Here is a 21,034-nt window from a genome sequence, read left to right as displayed (position 1 = left end):
TTCTGCCTAATTAGCGGAATGCTCTTTTCTATTATTGTAATTCTAAATGTTCGCGTAATGTACGAATGACTTCGTTTAATTCTTCTTCGTTCGGCATGTAGTACCAAATATTGCCGATAAATTGACCTTCGCCTTCTTCTAAATGAAGTTGTTCCAACTGTTTCGCCGCGTCTTTATAATGTTTTTGAATCGAAACCATTTCGTCGAATGTCATATTCGTTTTGAAATTGTTTTGAATCGCGTCGAATATCGGACGGTAATTGACGAGCGTGCTGACGGAAGCGCCTTTTTTCATAACGGCTTCCACGACTTGACGTTGACGGTCTTGTCGTCCCCAGTCTCCACGTGGATCTTCCTTCCGCATGCGGACGTATTTTAACGCTTCGTCTCCATTTAAAGTGAGCGGTCCTTTATTGAAATGATACCCTTCTAAATCGAAGTCTAATGGACTGATAACATCGACGCCACCGACAGCATTGACGATTTCTTTAAAGCTTTCCATATTTACTTGAACGAAAAAGTCGATCGGTATATCAAATAAGTTTTCAACCGATTGAATGGCCATTTTCGCTCCGCCGTATGCGTAAGCATGGTTAATTTTATCCGAAGTCCCATGTCCGACAATCTCGGTATACGTGTCGCGCGGAATGCTTAACATTTTTGTCGAGTTCGTCTCAGGGTTTACGGTGAGGACGATCATCGTATCGGATCGTCCGCCATCTCCGGGTCTTTCATCGACACCGAGCAATAAGACAGAGAACGGCTCTTGTTCGTGAAATGTTAAATCATCCTCTCTTTTTTCGCTATCGATTGGTTCATGTATATTTTGAACGGTCGATTTTAAATCGATGTACATTTTAGCAGCATAAGCGACGCCTGCTGCGAGAACGATGGCGAAAATGAGTAAAATCCATTTCCACACCGCTCTTTTTTTCTTTCTCTTTCTTTCTATTCGACTAGTCATAATTGCGCCTCCAAGTGATTCATCTTCCATAGTTAGACGCTCATTGAAATGAGAAAGTTGCTTTACCTAATCATTTTTTTGCAAAGAAGTGGCAATTTTCTTTAGTTTTCTCAGCAAGCGATATTTGCGTTTCGTTACCCCTTCATATGAAATTTGAAACAACTGAGCGAGCTCATCATTTGGTTTTTCTTCAATCCAATAAAGATAGGCAAGTTGCTGTTCTTCGGGTGACAGATGTTCAAAAATGAGCGCGAGCCATTCTTCTGCTTCATTTTCATCCGTTGTCGTTTCCGTTAAATATTGTAATGTATCGGATTCGACAGGCACTTGCTTCGCCGCTCGGATGTTTTTGCGCAACGCATTTCCGACTGCTCGCTTCATTAAAGTGTACGCAATCGAAGAAAAAGCGCCACGCTCCTCATCATAAATTTGAATCGCCTGCCAAAGGGCAAGCATTGCAATTTGTTCATAGTCTTCAAAGTCTGTATAGATGTTGAAATCACGAATGATGGCTGAAATCATCGGGCGATATTGTTCTAATACTTGTTCGTAGTCCAATTTTTTCTCCAGTCTGTTCGTGCACGAAACGAATATTCCTAGGTGACTTCACTGTAAAAAAAGAAGGAAATATACGCGACTGAGCAAAACTAAAAAACGCCCGGGTTAAAATTAAATTTTGGAATGAGTATTTAGTTGATTTTTCAAAAAGACCGGTGTAAAAATAAAAAATGAATGAAAATGTTGGAGGTAAAGGAGAGAAACGGATGAAAGTAGAACGTATTTTAGCCATTGCGCCACATTTTATCGGAAAGACGAAAAGCATCGTCTATACATTAGATGGAACAGTAGAGCGACACGAAACCCCAAAGCAATTAATCGAGCAGTTTTGTTTATCTTCTTTTTCGACGAAAGAAGGGCGGAAAGAAGCGGTAAAGCAGTTATTAGGTTATGAAAAGAAAACTCCGATTTTAATCAAACCTTGCGAGATAGGAGCTTTTCCGACAGCATCGTCAAAAGATCCGAACTGTTGTTATATTTTTCAACATCCATTTCATATGAAGCAAAAAGAACAGGGATGGTTGACGATTCGCTTGTTAAACGGCGAAGAGTTCGATATAAAAGCATCTCGTTATAGCTTGAGACAACAAAGTTACCGATTGCAACATACATTGATGACATGTCGCTATTTGATGAGGGAAGACCTCGGAAGTTTGACATATTCTTTAAAATGCGACAAAACTTTGTCTGAATGGGTGAAATAGTCCAAATGTATGTCTGAAACAGTTGTAAGCGTATACAAACGTCTGATAATCTATTTGAATTATCAGACGTTTTGAAAAACTTTCAGAAATACGGTTGACGATTCTTAAAAAACGATATATGATAGCTACTAATCAATTTCAATTGTTTGATTTGTCAGATTTTTTAGGAAAGAGTGAACAATCTCGTAATTGAAAAATGTAATGGATTGATTGAGTAGGGGCGAATGATATGCGTAGTGATATGATAAAAAAAGGTATCGATCGTGCTCCACACCGCAGTCTCTTGTATGCGACAGGCGTGAAGACGAAAGATTTAGAAAAACCGTTCATCGGAGTTTGTAACTCTTATATCGATATTATTCCAGGACATAAACATTTAAATATTTTTGCTGAAATTGTCAAAGAAGCGATTTGGGAAGCAGGCGGCGTGCCGTTTGAATTCAATACGATCGGTGTTGACGATGGAATTGCGATGGGACATATCGGAATGCGCTATTCATTACCGAGCCGCGAAATTATCGCAGACTCTGCTGAAACGGTCATTAACGCTCACTGGTTCGATGGTGTCTTTTACATCCCGAACTGTGACAAAATTACTCCAGGAATGTTGATGGCTGCAGTACGTACGAACGTACCGAGCGTATTCGTTTCAGGTGGACCGATGGAAGCGGGCATTTCTTCAAAAGGTGAGACGCTTTCATTAACTTCTGTTTTTGAAGGTGTCGGAGCGTATAAGTCAGGAAAAATGACAGCAGAAGAATTGCTTGATATTGAAAACAATGCATGTCCAACATGTGGTTCATGTTCAGGAATGTTCACAGCGAACTCGATGAATAGCTTGATGGAGATGCTAGGTGTGACACTTCCCGGAAACGGAACGATTGTCGCAACGAGCGATGAACGTCACAAATTAATTAAAGAAGCAGCGAAACACCTCATTCGCATGGTAAAAGAAGATGTGAAACCGCGCGATATCGTAACGAAAGAAGCGATTGACGACGCATTTGCACTCGACATGGCGATGGGTGGTTCAACAAATACAGTACTTCACACATTAGCGATTGCTCACGAAGCGGAGATTGAATACGATGTTCGCGATATTAATACCGTAGCAGAGCGTGTGCCATATTTAGCGAAGATTATGCCAGCATCGGATATTTCGATGGATGATATTTTCAAAGCAGGTGGCGTCAGCGCCATCATTAATGAATTAACGAAAATTCCTGGCGCGATTCATCCCGATCGTTTAACAATCACAGGGAAGACGATCGGTGAAGACGTCCAAGATTACCATATTACAAATACAGAAGTGATTCGTACAAAAGATAACCCGTACAGCCCAGTTGGTGGACTTTCCGTCTTATTCGGAAATATCGCACCAGACGGCGGTGTCATTAAAGTTGGAGCGGTTGATCCTTCCATTAAGACATTCACTGGAGAAGCCATCGTATTTGAATCACAAGAAGAAGCGCAAGCGCGTATCGATGATGGAACAGTTCGAGAAGGACATGTCGTCGTCATCCGGTATGAAGGACCAAAAGGTGGTCCAGGAATGCCAGAAATGCTCGCACCGACGTCAGCCATTATGGGACGCGGTCTCGGAACGAAAGTCGCACTCATTACAGACGGTCGTTTCTCGGGAGCATCGCGTGGGATTTCCATCGGACATATTTCGCCAGAAGCGGCGGAAGGCGGACCGATTGCACTTGTTGAAGATGGCGATACAATCGAGATTAACTTAACAGAACGTACGATTAACTTACTCGTCGATGACGCAGTATTGGAAGAGCGTCGTTCGAAGTTAGCTCCATTTGAACCGAAAATTAAAAAAGGCTACTTAGCTCGTTATTCAAAGCTTGTTACAAGCGCGAGCACAGGTGGTGTGATGAAAATTTAACACGAAAACGTTGATGAGGGAAAAGTGATTAACAGACGCATTTTCAGAGAGCTAAGGGTTGGTGAGACTTAGCAATGCAGTTAATGACGACATCTCCTCGGAGTGATTTGCTGAATGTCAGATGACGTATAGGCAAGTCCGGGCGAAAACACGCTCGTTATGAATCATTCAAGCTGATGGGTTGGATCAGCTTGCTAGAGGCGACAAATATGTCGTGAATTAGGGTGGTACCATGAAGCTTTTTCATCCCTATGTAGAGAGAGAATTCTTTACGTAGAGATGAGAGAGCTTTTTTATTTTAGTTATGTTACATCTGTTTTTTGGTAAATGAAGCGAGGAGGAAAAGATATGAATGCAGAAGCAGCTAAAAAACAAGCAACGGAGCAGTCACAACGAATTGAGCCTTACGATGGGTCAGCAGTATTAATTGACGCGTTACACAAGCAAGGTGTTGAAGTTATTTTTGGATATCCAGGAGGAGCAGTTTTGCCGATTTATGATGCTCTTTACAAAAATCCAATCCGTCACATTTTGACGCGTCACGAACAAGGTGCGATTCACGCAGCGGAAGGTTATGCGCGTGTCGCAGGACGTCCGGGCGTCGTCATTGCAACGAGCGGTCCAGGCGCAACAAACCTCGTGACAGGAATTACGGATGCGATGATGGATTCGATTCCACTCGTCGTCTTTACTGGTCAAGTATCTACTACAGTGATCGGAACAGACGCATTCCAAGAAGCAGATATTATCGGCATTACGCAACCGATTACGAAGCATAACTATCAAGTGCAAACAGTGGATGACTTACCGCGTATCGTAAACGAAGCATTCCACATCGCATCCACAGGACGTCCAGGTCCCGTCGTTGTCGACATTCCGAAAAACGTCGCGACAGAAATCTTCACAGGTAGCGATGACGCTTTTCATGAAGAAGTAAACTTACCAGGGTATCAACCGACTGTCGAACCGAATCATTTGCAAGTGGAGAAAGCGATTGAGCTTTTAAAAGAAGCAAAAAAGCCACTACTTTTAATCGGTGCAGGCGTTTTGCATAGTAAAGCGACAGAAGAATTACAAACATTTGTCGAAAAACATCAAATTCCGGTCACGAGTACTTTATTAGGACTCGGCGCCATTGCAGGAAATCATCCTCAGTTTTTAGGTATGGCAGGGATGCACGGCTATTACACAGCGAATATGGCAATTAGCGATTGTGATGTTCTCGTCAATATCGGGGCTCGTTTTGATGACCGTTTGACAGGAAACTTAGACGTATTTGCATCGAATGCAAAAGTTGTTCATATCGATATCGATCCAGCAGAAATCGGCAAAAACGTACCGACGGAAGTGCCGATTGTCGGAGATGCGAAACGCGCCTTAGAGAAGATGTTGAAAAAAGACTTCAAGATGCAAGACTTCAGTGCGTGGACAGCACAGCTTGAAGATATGAAAACTAGCTACCCACTTTGGTACAAAGAAGATCCGAAGTATATTTTGCCACAGCAAGCACTTCAAATGGTGCACGAAGTGACAAAAGGCGATGCGGTCGTTACGACAGACGTCGGGCAACATCAAATGTGGTCGGCACAATATTACGGCTTGAACCACCCGGATTCTTGGGTCACTTCAGGTGGACTTGGAACGATGGGCTTCGGATTTCCAGCAGCGATTGGCGCACAAATCGCAAAACCAGATCGCACTGTCGTCTCTATCGTCGGAGATGCTGGATTCCAAATGACGGCTCAAGAGTTGTCATTGCTTCAAGAATTCCGTTTCCCAGTGAAAGTGATCATCTTAAACAACGGAGCACTCGGCATGGTTCGTCAATGGCAGGAAGAGTTTTACGACGAGCGTTATTCTGAATCACTCATTCAAGTACAGCCAGACTTCGTAAAATTAGGAGAAGCGTACAACATTCCATCATACCGCGTTGACACATTAGAAGAAGCGCGCCAAGTATTCGAAGAAACATTGACGAATAATGAGCCTGTTTTAATTGACTGTCGCGTCAAGCAGATGGAGAACGTTTATCCGATGGTCGCACCGGGCGCGGGACTTAATGAAATGATTGGAGTGAAACGTCAATGAAACGAGTAATCACAGTAACCGTCATCAACCAAAGTGGCGTTTTGAACCGAGTGACAGGTCTTTTAATGAAACGCCAGTTCAATATCGAAAGTATTACGGTCGGTCATACAGAGACGGCAGGGATGTCTAAAATGACATTCATCGTCAATGTTGAAGACGAGCGTAAAGTCGAACAAATTGTCAAACAATTGCAAAAGCAAATTGACGTATTAAAAGTGAAAGACATTACAGAAAAATCGATCGTTATGCGAGAGCTGGCCTTCATCAAAGTGCTTGCGCCGCCACATCTCCGTAGCGAAATTAATGCGATTGTCGATCCATTTAGAGCGACGATCGTGGACAGTGGGAAAAACGTCGTTACGTATCAAGTGACGGGCGACCCGACGAAAATCGAGGCGTTTATCGAACTCGTTCAACCATATGGTATTAAAGAGTTAACGCGCACAGGAGCGACTGCTTTCGTCCGCGAAATGCAGAAGTCTTCCGATACACCGCAATTATCTCTTTTACAATAAAAAAACATAAAAATTAGGGGGCATTTATAATGGCTAAAATGTATTACAACCAAGACATCAATGAAGAAATTTTGAAAGATAAAAAGATCGCAATCATCGGGTACGGTTCACAAGGACACGCACACGCACGCAACTTAAAAGACTCAGGATTCGACGTAGTTGTAGGAGTTCGTCCAGGTGGCTCATTCGACCAAGCGAAAGAAGACGGCATGGAAGTTATGACGGTGAAAGAAGCGGCAGAAGCAGCAGACCTCATTATGATCTTGCTCCCAGATGAGCGTCAAAAGCAAGTATACGAAGAAGAAATCGCACCAGCATTAACAGAAGGAAAATCACTCGTGTTCGCACACGGATTCAACGTTCACTTCGGTCAAATTACACCACCTGAAAACGTTGACGTATTCCTCGTAGCACCGAAAGGACCAGGTCACCTCGTTCGCCGTACGTACGAAGCAGGTGCAGGAGTACCAGCACTTTTCGCAATTTATCAAGATAAATCAGGCGAAGCGAAAGACGTTGCACTCGCATACGCAAAAGGAATCGGTTCAGCACGCGGTGGTGTTCTTGAAACGACATTCGAAGAAGAAACAGTGACAGACTTATTCGGTGAGCAAGCAGTACTTTGCGGTGGGACAACAGCACTCGTAAAAGCTGGATTCGAAACATTAGTCGAAGCAGGATACCAACCAGAGCTCGCATACTTTGAAACATTACATGAACTTAAATTAATCGTTGACTTAATGTACGAAGGTGGACTTTCAGGAATGCGTTATTCAATTTCAGATACAGCTGAGTGGGGTGACTACGTTGCAGGAGAGCGCATCGTAACAGACGCGACGAAAGAAGCGATGAAAGGTTTACTCACAGACATTCAAGAAGGTAAATTCGCAAAAGGATGGATCAACGAAAACGAAACAGGCCGTCCGACATTCAACAAAATGAAAGAAGTAGATAAAACGCATCAGATCGAAGAAGTTGGTAAAAAGTTACGCGCAATGATGCCATTTGTGAATCAAAAATAATTTTCCAAAAACGAAAGAAGGGGTGGCGAAGTGAAGAAAATCGACATATTTGACACAACACTAAGAGACGGGGAGCAATCGGCAGGAATCAACTTGAATACTCAAGAAAAACTGGAGATTGCGAAGCAGCTAGAAAAATTCGGTATGACGATCATCGAAGCAGGTTTTCCTGCTTCGTCACCCGGAGATTTCGATGCGGTCAATAAAATTGCAAAAACAGTCAAAAATTCAATCGTAACAGGACTCGCTCGTTCGATTGAACGCGATATCGATACGAGTTGGGAAGCGTTGAAAGTCGGCGCGCAACCACATTTACACGTCTTTATCGCAACGAGTCCTATTCATATGAAATATAAATTACAACGCACGCCAGACGAAGTGGTTGAACAAGCAGTCGCTGCAGTAAAATACGCGCGTAAGTTTTTCCCGCTCGTACAATTTTCAGCAGAAGATGCTTCTCGTTCAGATTTAGACTTTTTAGCACGTATCGTCGGTGAAGTCATAGAAGCAGGTGCAACGACGGTTAACTTACCAGATACGGTCGGCTATGCGACACCGGAAGAGTACGGTGCGATGTTTAAATATGTGAAAGAGAACGCAAAAGGTGCAGATCGCGTGAAATTATCATGTCACTGTCATGACGACTTAGGAATGGCTGTCGCGAACTCGATCGCCGCTGTGCAAAATGGCGCAGAGCAAGTCGAAGGAACGATTAACGGAATCGGTGAGCGCGCAGGAAACGCGGCGCTTGAAGAAATCGCAGTCGCGTTCCATATTCGAAAGGACTTCTACAACGTCGATACAGGCGTTAACTTAGTCGAAACGAAAAAGACGAGCCAAATGGTGAGCCGTTTAACAGGTGTCGTCATTCAACCGAACAAGGCGGTCGTCGGTCGCAATGCGTTTGCGCATGAATCAGGCATTCACCAAGACGGTATGTTGAAAAATCGTGAAACGTATGAAATTATTACGCCTGAATTAATTGGTGCGAAAGATGAACCACTCGCACTCGGCAAACATTCAGGACGTCACGCATTTAAAGACCGTGCGATTTCGATGGGCTTTGAATTAACAGACGAGCAATTAAATGCAGCATTCATTGCATTTAAAGAACTTGCGGATCGTAAAAAAGAAGTGACAGAAGATGATTTATTCTTCTTATTCACAAATCAACAAACGAAAAATACAGATGTTCCATTGTATCGTTTACAACGTACACAAGTAGAATATCGCAATAATGAACCACATGCGACAATCACTGCGACAACTCCAGAAGGAGAAGAAAAAACAGTGGAATCAGTCGGAGCTGGTGGTTCAGTAGAAGCGATTTTCAACACACTTGAAAAATTAGTTGGCGGCGAAGTACACATTTTAGATTATCGTGTGACATCGGTCGGCAAAGGGCGCGATGCACTCGGCGAAGCAGTCATTAACTTAAGTATTGATGGCGAACGTTTCACAGGACGCGATGCAGCGCAAGACGTGTTACAAGCGTCAGCGAAAGCATACGTTAACGCAGTGAATCGACGCATTATGCGCGACACGATGAAAAAACAAGCAATGGAAGCGAAATAAGGGGGAGCAACGATGGAAAAGAGAGTTACGGTATTAGCTGGAGACGGTATTGGAAAAGAAGTAACAGATGCAGCGGTAGTTGTATTAGAGGCAGTCGCTAAAAAATATGGCCATATGTTCCGCTTCGATCATCAATTGGTCGGAGGCGCTGCAGTCGATGCGAAAAATAATCCATTACCAGAAGAGACAGTCGCAAGTTGTGAAGCGAGCGACGCGATTTTATTAGGTGCAGTAGGAGGTCCAAAATGGGACCACAACCCGCCTGCCTTACGTGCAGAGCAAGGGCTACTCCGACTTCGTAAGCAATTTGATTTGTTTGCGAATTTACGACCAGTAAAAGCGGTATCAACTCTCATCCAATCGTCACCTTTAAAAGAAGACATTGCGAAAGATGTTGATATGATGATCGTTCGTGAATTAACAGGTGGGGTTTATTTCGGTACACCGAGCTTATATAACGATGAAGAAGCAGTAGATACGATGCCGTATTCTCGACCAGAGATTGAACGCATCGTCGACAAAGCTTTCGAAATTGCGATGAAACGTAATAAGCGCATCACGTCTGTCGATAAAGCGAACGTTTTAGCGACGAGCCGTTTATGGCGTCAAATTGTAGACGAAAAAAAAGCGCAATATCCAGAAGTAGAAGTACGTCATCAACTCGTCGATTCTGTTGCAATGAGCATTATTACGAGCCCGAAAGATTTCGACGTGATTTTAACGGAAAATATGTTCGGAGATATTTTAAGTGATGAAGCTTCCGTTATTACAGGTTCACTCGGTTTATTACCATCTGCGAGTATCCGTTCAGACGGCTTTGGCATGTATGAGCCAGTCCACGGAACAGCGCCAGAAATCGCGGGTCAAAACATTGCAAACCCAGCAGCAGCGATTCTTTCAGCAGCGATGATGCTTACGTATTCATTCGATATGTTAGAAGAAGCGCAAGCGATTGAAGATGCAGTATACGGCACGTTTGAAGACGGCTATTTTACAGGTGATTTAACGAAAGATCAACCACTCGGCACGAAAGAATGGACAGAAAAAGTACTTCAACGTTTACAAGCGTAATGAAACGAATGTTCAAGAAATGCTCAAAACGATTTTGAGCATTTCTTCTATAATATGGAATGATTTTTTGAAAGGAGCTCCAACATGCCAAAAACAATTATTGAAAAAGTATGGGACAAACATGTCGTTTATGAAGAAGAGGGAAAACCAGATTTACTTTATATCGATTTACATCTCGTTCACGAAGTGACATCACCGCAAGCGTTCGAGGGGCTTCGTTTAGCAGGACGTAAAGTGCGTCGACCCGATTTAACGTTCGCAACGATGGACCATAACGTCCCAACGAAAAATTTACCGACAATTAACGATCCAATCGCACGCAAACAAATTACGACATTAGTCGATAACTGTAAAGAATTTAACGTACCACTTGCCGATATGGCACACCCTGATCAAGGGATTGTCCATATTATCGGACCCGAACTCGGATTGACGACACCAGGCAAGACAATCGTCTGTGGAGACAGTCATACATCAACACACGGCGCATTCGGTGCGATTGCATTCGGTATCGGAACGAGTGAAGTTGAACACGTCTTATCGACACAAACATTGTGGCAAGCACGTCCAAAAACGATGGAAATTCGCGTCAATGGCGAATTAGGATACGGCGTTGCGGCGAAAGATATTATTTTAGCGATTATCGCAAAATTCGGCATTGATGTCGGTACAGGACATATCGTTGAATTTACTGGTGAAGCGATTCGCAATTTAACGATGGAAGAACGCATGACGGTATGTAATATGTCGATTGAAGCAGGCGCGAAAGCCGGTTTAATTAGCCCGGATGAAACGACGATTGAATACATTCGTGGGCGCAAATATGCTCCAGAAGGCGAAGCTTTTGAAGAGAAAGCGAAAGAGTGGCTCGCTCTTGCAACAGATGAAGGGGCAACATACGATACAGTGCTTGAAATCGATACGTCTGAAATCGAGCCGTTCGTCACATGGGGAACGAACCCGTCGATGGGGTCAGGCATTTTATCATCTGTTCCACGTGAATCAGATTACGAATCACAATCCGACCGTGAAGCGTTGAAAAAAGCGCTCGCGTATATGGATTTAGAAGAAGGCCAACCATTAACAGAAATCGACATTCAACATGTCTTCATCGGTTCTTGTACGAACGCACGCCTTTCTGACTTACAAGCGGCGGCGAAAGTTGTCGAAGGTCGCAAAGTGGCAGACGGTGTTACGGCGATTGTCGTACCTGGCTCACGCACGGTGAAAGCGCAAGCGGAAGAGCTCGGATTAGACAAAGTATTTATCGAAGCAGGATTTGAATGGCGCGATGCAGGATGCAGTATGTGTTTAGCGATGAACGATGACGTCGTTCCAACAGGAGAACGTTGTGCGTCAACATCTAACCGTAACTTCGAAGGTCGCCAAGGAGCAGGATCACGCACACACCTCGTCAGTCCACCGATGGCAGCAGCAGCAGCGGTCCATGGACATTTCGTCGACGTTCGTGACATGATGAAAGAAGGAGTGAATGCATAATGGAACCGATTAACATTGTTGAGAGTGTCATTACGCCACTCGATCGTAAAAACGTAGATACAGACCAAATTATTTCAAAAGAGTTTTTGAAGCGCATTGAACGTACAGGGTTCGGCCAATATTTGTTTTACCATTGGCGCTTCAATCAAGACGGCTCAAAAGTGGAAGACTTCGTCATGAACGATCCACGCTTTGACGGTTCACGCATTCTCGTTGCACATGATAACTTCGGTTGTGGTTCATCGCGTGAACACGCACCGTGGGCAATTCAAGACTACGGATTCGACGTCGTCATCGCCCCGAGTTTTGCGGACATTTTTCATAATAACTGTTATAAAAATGGTATTTTACCGATTCAATTAAAAGAAGCGGAAGTGGAGCAGTTACTCGAAAAAGGATTAGCTGAAGGCACGTATAAAGTGACAGTGAATCTTGAAGAGCAGACGGTAAAGGGAGAAGATGGCGTACAGTACCAATTCGACATCGATCCGTACAATAAAAAGATGTTATTGAATGGTTGGGATGAAATTTCGATTACATTCCAATACGAAGACTATATTAAAAAATACGAAGAACAACATGCATAAGGAAGGGCGCTCTCAGTAGCGCTCTTTTTTATCGTTTTTCAAAAAACGTTATTCTATCAAGTATGATCATATTTTGATAACTTCACATTTGTCGTGTACGCTCAAAAGATAAAGTAAATGAGAAGGAGTTTGACAAATGATACGAGTCGCAACATTATTTTTATTTTTATTCATGGCGAGTTGTTCACCGTATGTAGGAGGGCCGACTGAAACACCTCTGTCAAAAGAGCAAGAAGAGTCAGTCATACTTCCACCAGAAGAGCCTGAACCAGAACTTGTAGTGAAGCGTATGACAGTCGGAATGATTGGAGATATTTTATTACATCATCCGCTGTACACTTATGATACATATGATATTGCTTTTCAAGAGATGCTTCCTTATTTTAATTCCATCGATTTTTTACTGGCGAATCAAGAATCGATTCCAGGAGGTATCGAACTAGGGTTAAGTGGTTATCCGAACTTCAACAGTCCATCTCATATCGTCCGTGATTTAAAAAAGTATGGGGTCGATATGATTTCAATGGCGAATAATCACACATTGGACCGCGGAGCAAGAGGAGTGCAACGAGCAATTGCGACGATGGAGCAGTATGATATGCCTTATGTCGGTGCTTATAAATCGTATGAAGATCAAGCGACTGAACGAGTGGTTGAAGTAGAAGGAATTACTTTAGGGATGATTAGTTATACATACGGTACGAATGGCCACATCGCGCCACGTGATCAGCCATATTTAGTTAATTACATAGAAGAAGAGACGATTCGTCGAGATATCCGCGCATTGAAAGAGAAAGTCGATGTCGTCATCGCCTCCATTCATTGGGGCGTGGAATATCAATTGCGTGAAAGTGAGGCGCAACGTAAAGTAGCTCAAATCGTTGCGGAAGAAGGTGTGCACATTTTATTCGGTCATCATCCACATGTCATTCAACCGTATGAAAAAAGAGGACAGACACATATTTACTATTCTTTAGGTAATTTTTTATCCGCTCAGCAATTTGATTCAACGAATATAGGGGGAATTGCGCGAGTGACAATCGAGAAGACGCTGTTGGATGGAGAAGTACAGCATATCGAAGTACGAGAACCTGAATTTTTACCTACAGTTGTTGTGAAAGAAAATGCTAGACAGTTCAAAGTATATCCACTACAAAGTCGAACGGATGCGGCGATTTATTCAGAACAATGGATACTGGATCATATCGGATTACCCAATTGGTCGTATGAAGCGGACTAGAAAATATAGCAGTCGAAGAAGCAAACTGTGATATACTTTTGGTGATAGAAAATCATTAAAAAAAGTGAAGTAAGGAAGCGATAATGAGATGACGAAACTTATAGTCTTTAGCAATATGTATCCTTCTGAGCAACATCCAACGTACGGCATTTTCGTCAAAAATCAAGTACAGTTGTTGCGAGATGAAGGTATGGACGTATCTGTCATAGCCATCGACGATCCATCAAAAGGAAAAATAGCGAAATTACAAAAATATATGAGTTTATTTATTCGTGGATTTTTTAGTTTATTAAAAAATCGTAAAACATTAAATTTAACCCATGCCCATTATGTTTTTCCAACTGGAATCCTTTCCTATTGGGGAAAGCGTTGGTTTAACATACCGTATGTCGTAACTGTCCACGGTGGCGATATCGATCAAATGCCTCAAAAGAGTAAAATGGCGCGTAAGTGGACCGAGCGTATTTTGAAAAAGGCCGATGCGGTTATTACAGTAGGCGAAAAATTAAAGCAAGATGTTGTGAGAGAGTTTGGTGTGTCAATTAATAAAGTGCACGTCATCAGTATGGGCGTTGATCAAACGGTCTTTTACGTTATGCCACAAGAATTGTCGCGTGAATCATTACGCCTGTCTAAAGAAGAAACGATGCTTCTGTACGTTGGAAATGTCATTCGCGCAAAAGGAATTGAAGATTTAATCGAGGCGTATAAACAAATCGCTTATACGAAGGAGAAGCTTTCTTTATACATTGTCGGTTCACAAAAAGATGCACAATTTGCGACATTAGTGCAAGATCGGATTGAAACATTAGATCGCGTCCATCTTGTTGGACCTCAACCTCAAACGACATTAGCGAAATGGATGTCTGCAGCGGATGTCTTCGTCTTGCCTTCTCATCATGAAGGGTTTGGACTTGTCGCTCTCGAAGCAATGGCCGTCGGTGTGCCAGTTGTTGGAACAAATGTAGGCGGACTACCACATTTATTGAAAGACGATGCAGGCATACTCGTAGAGCCTCATAATCCTTCTTCTTTAGCAGAAGGTATTGAACAAGCGTTGAATCGTTCCGAGGAACGCTATACAGAAGTAAAGCAGCGCATTGTAGAAGAACATTCTTATCCTGTATTAGCTGAAAAGCTAAAAACAATTTATCAATATGTCGGACGCTCATAAAAAAGCGGTTGAAATCATTTTCGATTTCAACCGCTTTTTTCACAGGTTCATAAAGAAATTTTGTTTTCCAATTTTATCGTATAACCCACTCTTTTTTAAAAGTGCACGTTGTTCAACGGGCATTCGTTTGACAACGACTCGAATATCGAGCTCTTTCGCTTTTTCTAAAAATCCAGCGAGCGCTGCTTCACCTGTTGCATCAATGGTTGGGACGTGTTCCATATCGAGTATAACCGTATCGATTTTTGGGTCGAGCCAAGTCGGAGCGGTGTCTTCAAAACGTTTCGCTGTTCCGAAAAATAAAGGTCCTTCGATAATATACTTCACGACAAATTGTCGGTCAGATTGGAACTCGATACGCTCAACATCTGAAAGTCGGCCTTTTTCTAGCTTTAATTCTCCAATCATTTTTTTCATGAAAGAGAGCGCGGCTAAAATAATACCGACTTGAACGGCAACCGTTAAGTTGACGAAAATCGTTAATAAAAAAGTAACCCATAAAACGAGCGCATCTCCTGAACGTACGCTTGCGATTTGAGCGAATGCTTTACGCGCACTCATATTCCAAGCGACATGCATTAAAATGGGTGCCATCGCAGCGAGTGGAATGTAAGAAGCGTAAGGAGAAAGCAGTAATAAGAACAACAAGACGAAAATACTTTGAATCATACTTGAAACAGGGCTCACTGCACCCGAGCGAATATTCGTCGCTGTCCGTGCAATTGCACCCGTTGCTGGAATCCCTCCAAAGAGTGGAGTCACCATATTCGCGACGCCTTGACCGAATAATTCCCTTTTTGAATCGTGTTTTTTTCCATGTGTCATATCATCAGCGACAACGGCTGACAACAGCGACTCAATCGCTCCTAGCGCTGCGATGATGAGAGCAGGCTGCCAAAGGACGAGCAATTTCTCAAATGTAATGTGTGGGAATATAAAAGGCGGGAGTGAATTCGGAATCCCTCCAAAGGCTGTTCCAATCGTCTCCACCTTTCCTTGGAAAAAGAGGAGAGATAAAATGGTCGGTACGATGAGCGCGACGAGTAAGACAGGAACTTTTGGTGCGAATTTAGGAATGAGTAAAATCGTTGCTAGCCCTGAGATAGCGAGAATAATGCTCGCGCCGTTCGTCGTAGAAATTTGAGCGAAAATCTCTCCCATATTTTGGTGGAAGAATTCGCGTTTCTCCACTCCGGTGAGCCCTAGAAAATTACTAATTTGCCCTGTGAAAATAATGACCGCAATACCAGCGGTGAAACCGATTGTTACAGATCTTGGGACGAAATGAATGAGCTGGGCGACACCTAAGTAGCTCATTAAAATTAAGAAAATCCCCGCTAAAAATCCAGCGATAAGTAAATCATGGTAACCATACTGTAAAACAATACCTAGCAAGATCGGGATAAATGCGCCTGTTGGTCCTGCGACTTGGTAGCGAGAGCCTCCGAGTAGTGCGACGAGAAATCCGGCAATAATCGTCGTATACAAGCCGTATTCGGGTTTCACCCCAGAGGCGATCGCAAAGGCCATTCCGAGTGGGATGGCGACGATACCGACTGTAATTCCAGCGATAAAGTCTTTACGTAAACAAGCGGCGTTATAATGCGCAAATCGATCATCATGCAACAAACCGTTCACTTCTTCCTTTATATTATTTTGTTTAATCTACTTAATTATACATCGAATGTATAAAAATAACAAAGTTTCAAACGGGAAAAGGAAGGGAATGAGTCATTTGTTGGGCAACATTTTTAATGGAAATTCGTCAAAGTAAGTAGTAATGGTTGACCTAGTGGAACAACTAAAATTACAATAATAACGGAACAAACTTTAACGGAAAGTCGGTAGATACGAATGACAAAGTTGAATGTAGTACGTGTGAACAATGAAAGTGAAGCAGCACAATATGTGCATGAATATGTGAAAAATAAATTACAAAATGAAACATTACAAACGATTGGTCTTGCGACAGGTAGCACAATGATTCCAATTTATAAGTGTTGGGTAGAGTCAACACTCGATTTTTCTGAAGTGACGGCATTTAATTTGGATGAATACGTCGGTTTATCAAAAGATAATCCGAACAGTTATGCTTATTTTATGAATGAACATTTATTTCAACATAAACCATTTAAACAAACATTTATTCCAGATGGTTTAGCGGAAGATCCAGAAGAGGAATGTGAACGTTATGAACAATTGTTACAAGAACATCCTCTCGATTTACAGTTACTCGGTGTGGGGGAGAATGGACATATTGCGTTCAATGAACCTGAAACACCAATTGATTCCATCACGCATGTAGCGAAATTAACAGATTCTACATTATCCGTGAATGGTCAATATTTTGATAATGCAGAAAAAATGCCAGATATCGCATTTACAATGGGAATCGAATCGATTTTGCGTGCGAAATCCATCATTTTAATCGCATTTGGCGAGAAGAAACGTGCTGCGATAGAGAAATTATTAGAAGGTAAAGTAGATGTACATTGGACGATTACTTATTTATTAACCCATCCAGATGTTACCGTCATTACAGATTTACAAGCATAAAAACATCCCGAGTGCTTACAAAAGCGCTCGGGATGTTTTTATTATTGAATATTTGTTTCTGCATCGCTCGGAATTCTTGCTACCCAGCGTGAGAAGTCTGCATCTTTTTTCTGAACGAGCTGTTCTGGGAAGATGAATGTCCATGGCTTTGTCGAGTTTGCTTTTACTTCGAGTGGTGGCAATTCGAAGCTACCTTTCGCTACGATATCACCAGCAGCATCGACGATTTCAATTGGGAGTTGTTCAACGTTCATCGCGCGTGTGTTACCGTTACGGATAAACACGGAAGCAACGAGTCCACCATCATCTTGAAATGCGACTTGGAAACCTGTGAAGTTCACTTCTTTGTCTTTTAACTCTGGCATTTGTTTGACGAGGTCTTCGAGCATCGTAATTTGTTCTTTCGTTAAATTTTCTTTCCATGATGGCTCAAGGTCTAACATATGCTCACGCATCGACTCAATATTGAAAGCAAGGGACCAACCATCTTCTAAAATGCCTTCTTCTAATTTAATATTTGCTGCATCAAAGACGAATACCCAAGGGCGTGCTGTATTCGGAGGTAAGTAGCCGAGCTCTTCAAGATCGAATTTTTGAGCGGCAGCAATTTTACCTTCTTTGTCGAAGAGGACGAGCTCCACTTCTTGAAGTCGTACAGATTCCGTTACAGTAGAACGTAAAAATGATTTGACGAGTAAGTTGTTGTCGCCATCACGTTCCATATCGATACCCGATAAAGAAAGTTGGTTCGGCTTTAAAGGTTGAAGTTCGTTTGCTAAGAAACGGAATACGTACATTTGCTCCTGGCTAATGTTCCAGCTTTCATGCAAAGATAATTTCGTCGTAATATCTTCCGTTTGTGCGTTTTTTTCTTCACTTTTATTCGCGAGTAATTCGTACGATTCAATCGCACGTTCTTTCCCTTTTACTTCCGTCTTCTTGAAAAAATTAAACAATTTCATTATTGATTCGCCTCCTGTAATGTATGAATTTCTTTCATGAAATTCGTCGTATCTGTTGCGATATTACGTCGTACTTCTTGGAACGCGTTCGCAAATAATTGTAATCCTTCACGTTGATAAATACGCATCGGATCTTCTTGACCGTAAGAACGCAATCCAATACCTTCTTTGAGACGTGTCATCACTTCTAAATGCTTCACCCACATGTAGTCGATATGTTGCAACATTACTTGTGGAATCATATCTAAGACCCGTTCATTCGTTTCAAAGTTTTCGATGAAGGTAATTAAATCTTCCACTGGCTGCTTATACAAATCAAAAATTTCTTGACGGTTTTCAACGGGATGCTCGAGTTCAATCGGTTCGAGCAAGAGACCATTCATCGTTTGTTGAATGCGTTCGTAATCATAGTTCTCTGGAATTTCGTCGTCTGGACAACTGTCATAGATGACAAAATCTGAAGCTTCTTTCACCATCGTTGTCAACAATTCGACGAGACCTTCTCGTGCGATCACACGGTTACGCAAATCGTAAATTACTTCACGCTGGTCATTGATGACATCGTCTAATTTCAAGTTGTATTCACGCATTGAGAAGTGTGACCCTTCTACGATACGTTGCGTACGTTCCGTTAATTCATGGATGTCTTCATTTAAAATTAAACCGTTTTCGTCTGTTTTCACTTTCGCTTGGAATTTCTCCACATCTTCTTTTGCGAAGCGAACGTACATGTCGTCTTCGAGAGAGAGGAAGAACTGTGTTTCACCAGGGTCTCCTTGGCGTCCGGAGCGACCGCGCAATTGATTATCAATTCGTCGGCTTTCGTGTTTTTCTGTGCCGAGTACAAAGAGTCCACCCGCATCGTGTGCGCCTTCTCCAAGTTGGATATCCGTTCCGCGACCTGCCATATTCGTTGCGACCGTAATATGACCGAGTTGTCCCGCTTGGGAAATTAAAAATACTTCTTGTTCGACACTTTTCGCATTCAGTAAGTTGTATTTCAATTTCTTTTTGTCGAGATATTTCGCCACTTCCTCTGACTGTAAAATAGAAGTCGTTCCGACGAGAATTGGTTGCCCCGTTTTATGACGCTTTTCTACTTCATTTGCCATCGCTTCGTATTTTTGTTTCGTCGTTAAGAATACTTTGTCTGGGTGGTCAATTCGACGTTTTGGGCGGTTTGTCGGAATTTGAACGACGCGCATACCGTACACCTCTAAAAATTCCTTCTCTTCCGTCTTCGCCGTACCTGTCATTCCACTTAAGTGTGGGTACATGCGGAAGTAGTTTTGAATCGTCACTTGTGCTTGCGCTTTGTTTTCTTCTGTAATTTCGACTTTTTCTTTTGCTTCAATGGCTTGATGAAGTCCGTCAGATAATGTTCGACCTTCTAAAATACGACCTGTAAACATGTCGACGAGTTCGATTTTGCCCTCTTTTATAATGTAATCGACATCTTTTTTGAAGATAACATGGGCACGTACTGCTTGGATGACATAGTGATATAAAGTTTGGTGATTTAAGTCATATAAGTTATCGATTCCAAAGGCCGCTTCAACTTTTTCAATCCCTTGATCCGTTAAGCTAACTGCTTTCGTCAAGTCGTCAAAATCGAAATCTTCTTTGCGTTTAAAACGTCGTGCGAGCATTGCGGCAACGTGGTGTAAATCTGCGTCTGCTGCCATTTTTCCCGCGATGATGAGTGGAGTTTTCGCTTCGTCAATAAGTACGCTGTCTACTTCGTCAATGATGGCAAAGTGATATGGACGTTGTACGCGGTCTGCAATATCTTGCGCCATGTTGTCACGCAAGTAGTCGAATCCGAACTCTGTACCGACACCATATGTAATATCCGCTTCATACGCTTGTTTTTTCTCATCCGCTTCCATCATTGGGATGTTTAGACCGACTGTTAAGTCAAGGAAGCGATGGATTTGTCCGATTTGATCATAGTCTCGATTGGCGAGGTAGTCATTTACTGTGATGACGTGAACGCCTTTCCCTTCAAGTGCGCGGACGTATGAGGGGAGAGAAGCAACGAGCGTTTTTCCTTCTCCTGTTGGCATTTCAGCTATATTTCCTTCAGTTAAGGCGAGTCCACCGATTAACTGAACGTCAAAATGACGCATGCCGAGTACACGTTTGGAAGCTTCACGTACGACAGCAAATGCGTCAGGAATAATGGATTGAATTGTAGCGCCATCTGCGAGCTGTTGTTTGAATTCAGCTGTTTTTAAACGCAGTTGAGCATCTGTTAAAGGTTCATACTTGCTTTCTAAGTGATTGATTTTGTCGACGATTTTATGATACTGACGAAGTTGCTTCACATCAGCATTAAATAAATTTTTAATAAAAGATAACATCGATTCATTAGCTCCTTTTAAATCCGCAATGGATATCTCTTTAATTTTATCAAACTATGGCAAGAAAGACTACTTTTTGTATAGAAAGACTTTCAGTGGGAAATGAAACTTTTGTAAAAAGGAAACGTCTATAATTGTCGAGATGACAACTGAATAATGTTTAGATGGTTAAAAGTCTCGTGAATATGCTATAATGATAAAAAATAAAATGGATGATTATGTCTTCGTATCAAAATAGAAGAGAAGGATTATGAGGAG

At 42.3% G+C, this 21,034-nt stretch carries 17 protein-coding genes and 1 other annotated feature; of the genes, 12 read left to right on the top strand and 5 right to left on the bottom strand.

Features of this window, described 5'->3' with window-relative positions:
• Nucleotides 1–31: 31 nt before the first annotated feature.
• Complete coding sequence (locus IRY55_RS08255) at nt 32–964, bottom strand: LCP family glycopolymer transferase (RefSeq protein ID WP_194562831.1); 933 nt, start codon at nt 962–964, stop codon at nt 32–34.
• A 66-nt stretch (nt 965–1,030) separates the two neighbouring features.
• Nucleotides 1,031–1,522, bottom strand: a complete 492-nt coding sequence (locus IRY55_RS08250) for a sigma-70 family RNA polymerase sigma factor (RefSeq protein ID WP_194562830.1) — start codon at nt 1,520–1,522, stop codon at nt 1,031–1,033.
• A gap of 206 nt (nt 1,523–1,728) precedes the next feature.
• Between IRY55_RS08250 and IRY55_RS08245 the strand changes: the two genes are divergently transcribed.
• The 11 genes from IRY55_RS08245 to IRY55_RS08195 all read left to right on the top strand — a co-directional run bounded on the left by IRY55_RS08245 (nt 1,729) and on the right by IRY55_RS08195 (nt 14,895).
• Nucleotides 1,729–2,226, top strand: coding sequence for a competence protein ComK (locus IRY55_RS08245; RefSeq protein ID WP_194562829.1), 498 nt, complete (start codon nt 1,729–1,731; stop codon nt 2,224–2,226).
• Nucleotides 2,227–2,455: 229 nt separating this feature from the next.
• Nucleotides 2,456–4,123 (top strand): dihydroxy-acid dehydratase, encoded by a 1,668-nt coding sequence (ilvD, locus tag IRY55_RS08240; protein WP_194562828.1) that lies wholly within the window; start codon nt 2,456–2,458, stop codon nt 4,121–4,123.
• 1 nt (nt 4,124) lies between these two features.
• Nucleotides 4,125–4,377 (top strand) — a binding site (T-box leader).
• A gap of 94 nt (nt 4,378–4,471) precedes the next feature.
• Nucleotides 4,472–6,211: a biosynthetic-type acetolactate synthase large subunit gene (gene ilvB / locus IRY55_RS08235; protein ID WP_194562827.1), complete on the top strand. Its 1,740-nt coding sequence runs from the start codon at nt 4,472–4,474 to the stop codon at nt 6,209–6,211.
• The gene (gene ilvN / locus IRY55_RS08230) at nt 6,208–6,726 is read left to right on the top strand and encodes an acetolactate synthase small subunit (RefSeq protein ID WP_194562826.1); all 519 of its coding nucleotides are present in this window, start codon (nt 6,208–6,210) and stop codon (nt 6,724–6,726) included. The genes ilvB and ilvN overlap by 4 nt, the downstream gene beginning before the upstream one ends.
• Before the next feature lie 29 nt (nt 6,727–6,755).
• Nucleotides 6,756–7,748, top strand: coding sequence for a ketol-acid reductoisomerase (ilvC, locus tag IRY55_RS08225; RefSeq protein WP_194562825.1), 993 nt, complete (start codon nt 6,756–6,758; stop codon nt 7,746–7,748).
• Nucleotides 7,749–7,778: 30 nt separating this feature from the next.
• On the top strand, nt 7,779–9,323 hold the full coding sequence (locus tag IRY55_RS08220) for a 2-isopropylmalate synthase (protein WP_194562824.1): 1,545 nt from the start codon (nt 7,779–7,781) through the stop codon (nt 9,321–9,323).
• Nucleotides 9,324–9,335: 12 nt separating this feature from the next.
• Entirely contained in the window at nt 9,336–10,394 is a 1,059-nt protein-coding gene (gene leuB / locus IRY55_RS08215; RefSeq protein WP_194562823.1) for a 3-isopropylmalate dehydrogenase, read from the top strand.
• Nucleotides 10,395–10,478: 84 nt separating this feature from the next.
• Nucleotides 10,479–11,894, top strand: a complete 1,416-nt coding sequence (leuC, locus tag IRY55_RS08210) for a 3-isopropylmalate dehydratase large subunit (RefSeq protein WP_194562822.1) — start codon at nt 10,479–10,481, stop codon at nt 11,892–11,894.
• Nucleotides 11,894–12,481 carry a 3-isopropylmalate dehydratase small subunit gene (gene leuD, locus IRY55_RS08205; RefSeq protein ID WP_194562821.1) on the top strand — a complete coding sequence of 196 codons (588 nt, stop codon included), beginning with the start codon at nt 11,894–11,896 and terminating at the stop codon, nt 12,479–12,481. The genes leuC and leuD overlap by 1 nt, the downstream gene beginning before the upstream one ends.
• A 136-nt stretch (nt 12,482–12,617) precedes the next feature.
• Nucleotides 12,618–13,721: a CapA family protein gene (locus IRY55_RS08200; protein WP_194562820.1), complete on the top strand. Its 1,104-nt coding sequence runs from the start codon at nt 12,618–12,620 to the stop codon at nt 13,719–13,721.
• An 88-nt stretch (nt 13,722–13,809) separates the two neighbouring features.
• Complete coding sequence (locus IRY55_RS08195; RefSeq protein ID WP_194562819.1) at nt 13,810–14,895, top strand: glycosyltransferase; 1,086 nt, start codon at nt 13,810–13,812, stop codon at nt 14,893–14,895.
• Nucleotides 14,896–14,934: 39 nt separating this feature from the next.
• Here IRY55_RS08195 and IRY55_RS08190 read toward each other — a convergent pair whose 3' ends face one another.
• Nucleotides 14,935–16,524, bottom strand: coding sequence for a SulP family inorganic anion transporter (locus IRY55_RS08190; RefSeq protein ID WP_194562818.1), 1,590 nt, complete (start codon nt 16,522–16,524; stop codon nt 14,935–14,937).
• 225 nt (nt 16,525–16,749) lie between these two features.
• Between IRY55_RS08190 and IRY55_RS08185 the strand changes: the two genes are divergently transcribed.
• Nucleotides 16,750–17,451, top strand: a complete 702-nt coding sequence (locus IRY55_RS08185; RefSeq protein WP_194562817.1) for a glucosamine-6-phosphate deaminase — start codon at nt 16,750–16,752, stop codon at nt 17,449–17,451.
• 41 nt (nt 17,452–17,492) lie between these two features.
• Here IRY55_RS08185 and IRY55_RS08180 read toward each other — a convergent pair whose 3' ends face one another.
• Both IRY55_RS08180 and secA2 read right to left on the bottom strand, forming a co-directional pair.
• Nucleotides 17,493–18,413 (bottom strand): accessory Sec system S-layer assembly protein, encoded by a 921-nt coding sequence (locus IRY55_RS08180; RefSeq protein ID WP_194562816.1) that lies wholly within the window; start codon nt 18,411–18,413, stop codon nt 17,493–17,495.
• Nucleotides 18,413–20,776, bottom strand: coding sequence for an accessory Sec system translocase SecA2 (gene secA2, locus IRY55_RS08175; RefSeq protein ID WP_194562815.1), 2,364 nt, complete (start codon nt 20,774–20,776; stop codon nt 18,413–18,415). The genes IRY55_RS08180 and secA2 overlap by 1 nt, the downstream gene beginning before the upstream one ends.
• Nucleotides 20,777–21,034: the final 258 nt, after the last annotated feature.

It is taken from the genome of Savagea serpentis, assembly GCF_015351395.1.
Taxonomy (GTDB): domain Bacteria; phylum Bacillota; class Bacilli; order Bacillales_A; family Planococcaceae; genus Savagea; species Savagea serpentis.
This window is presented reverse-complemented; position numbering and strand designations above follow the sequence as displayed.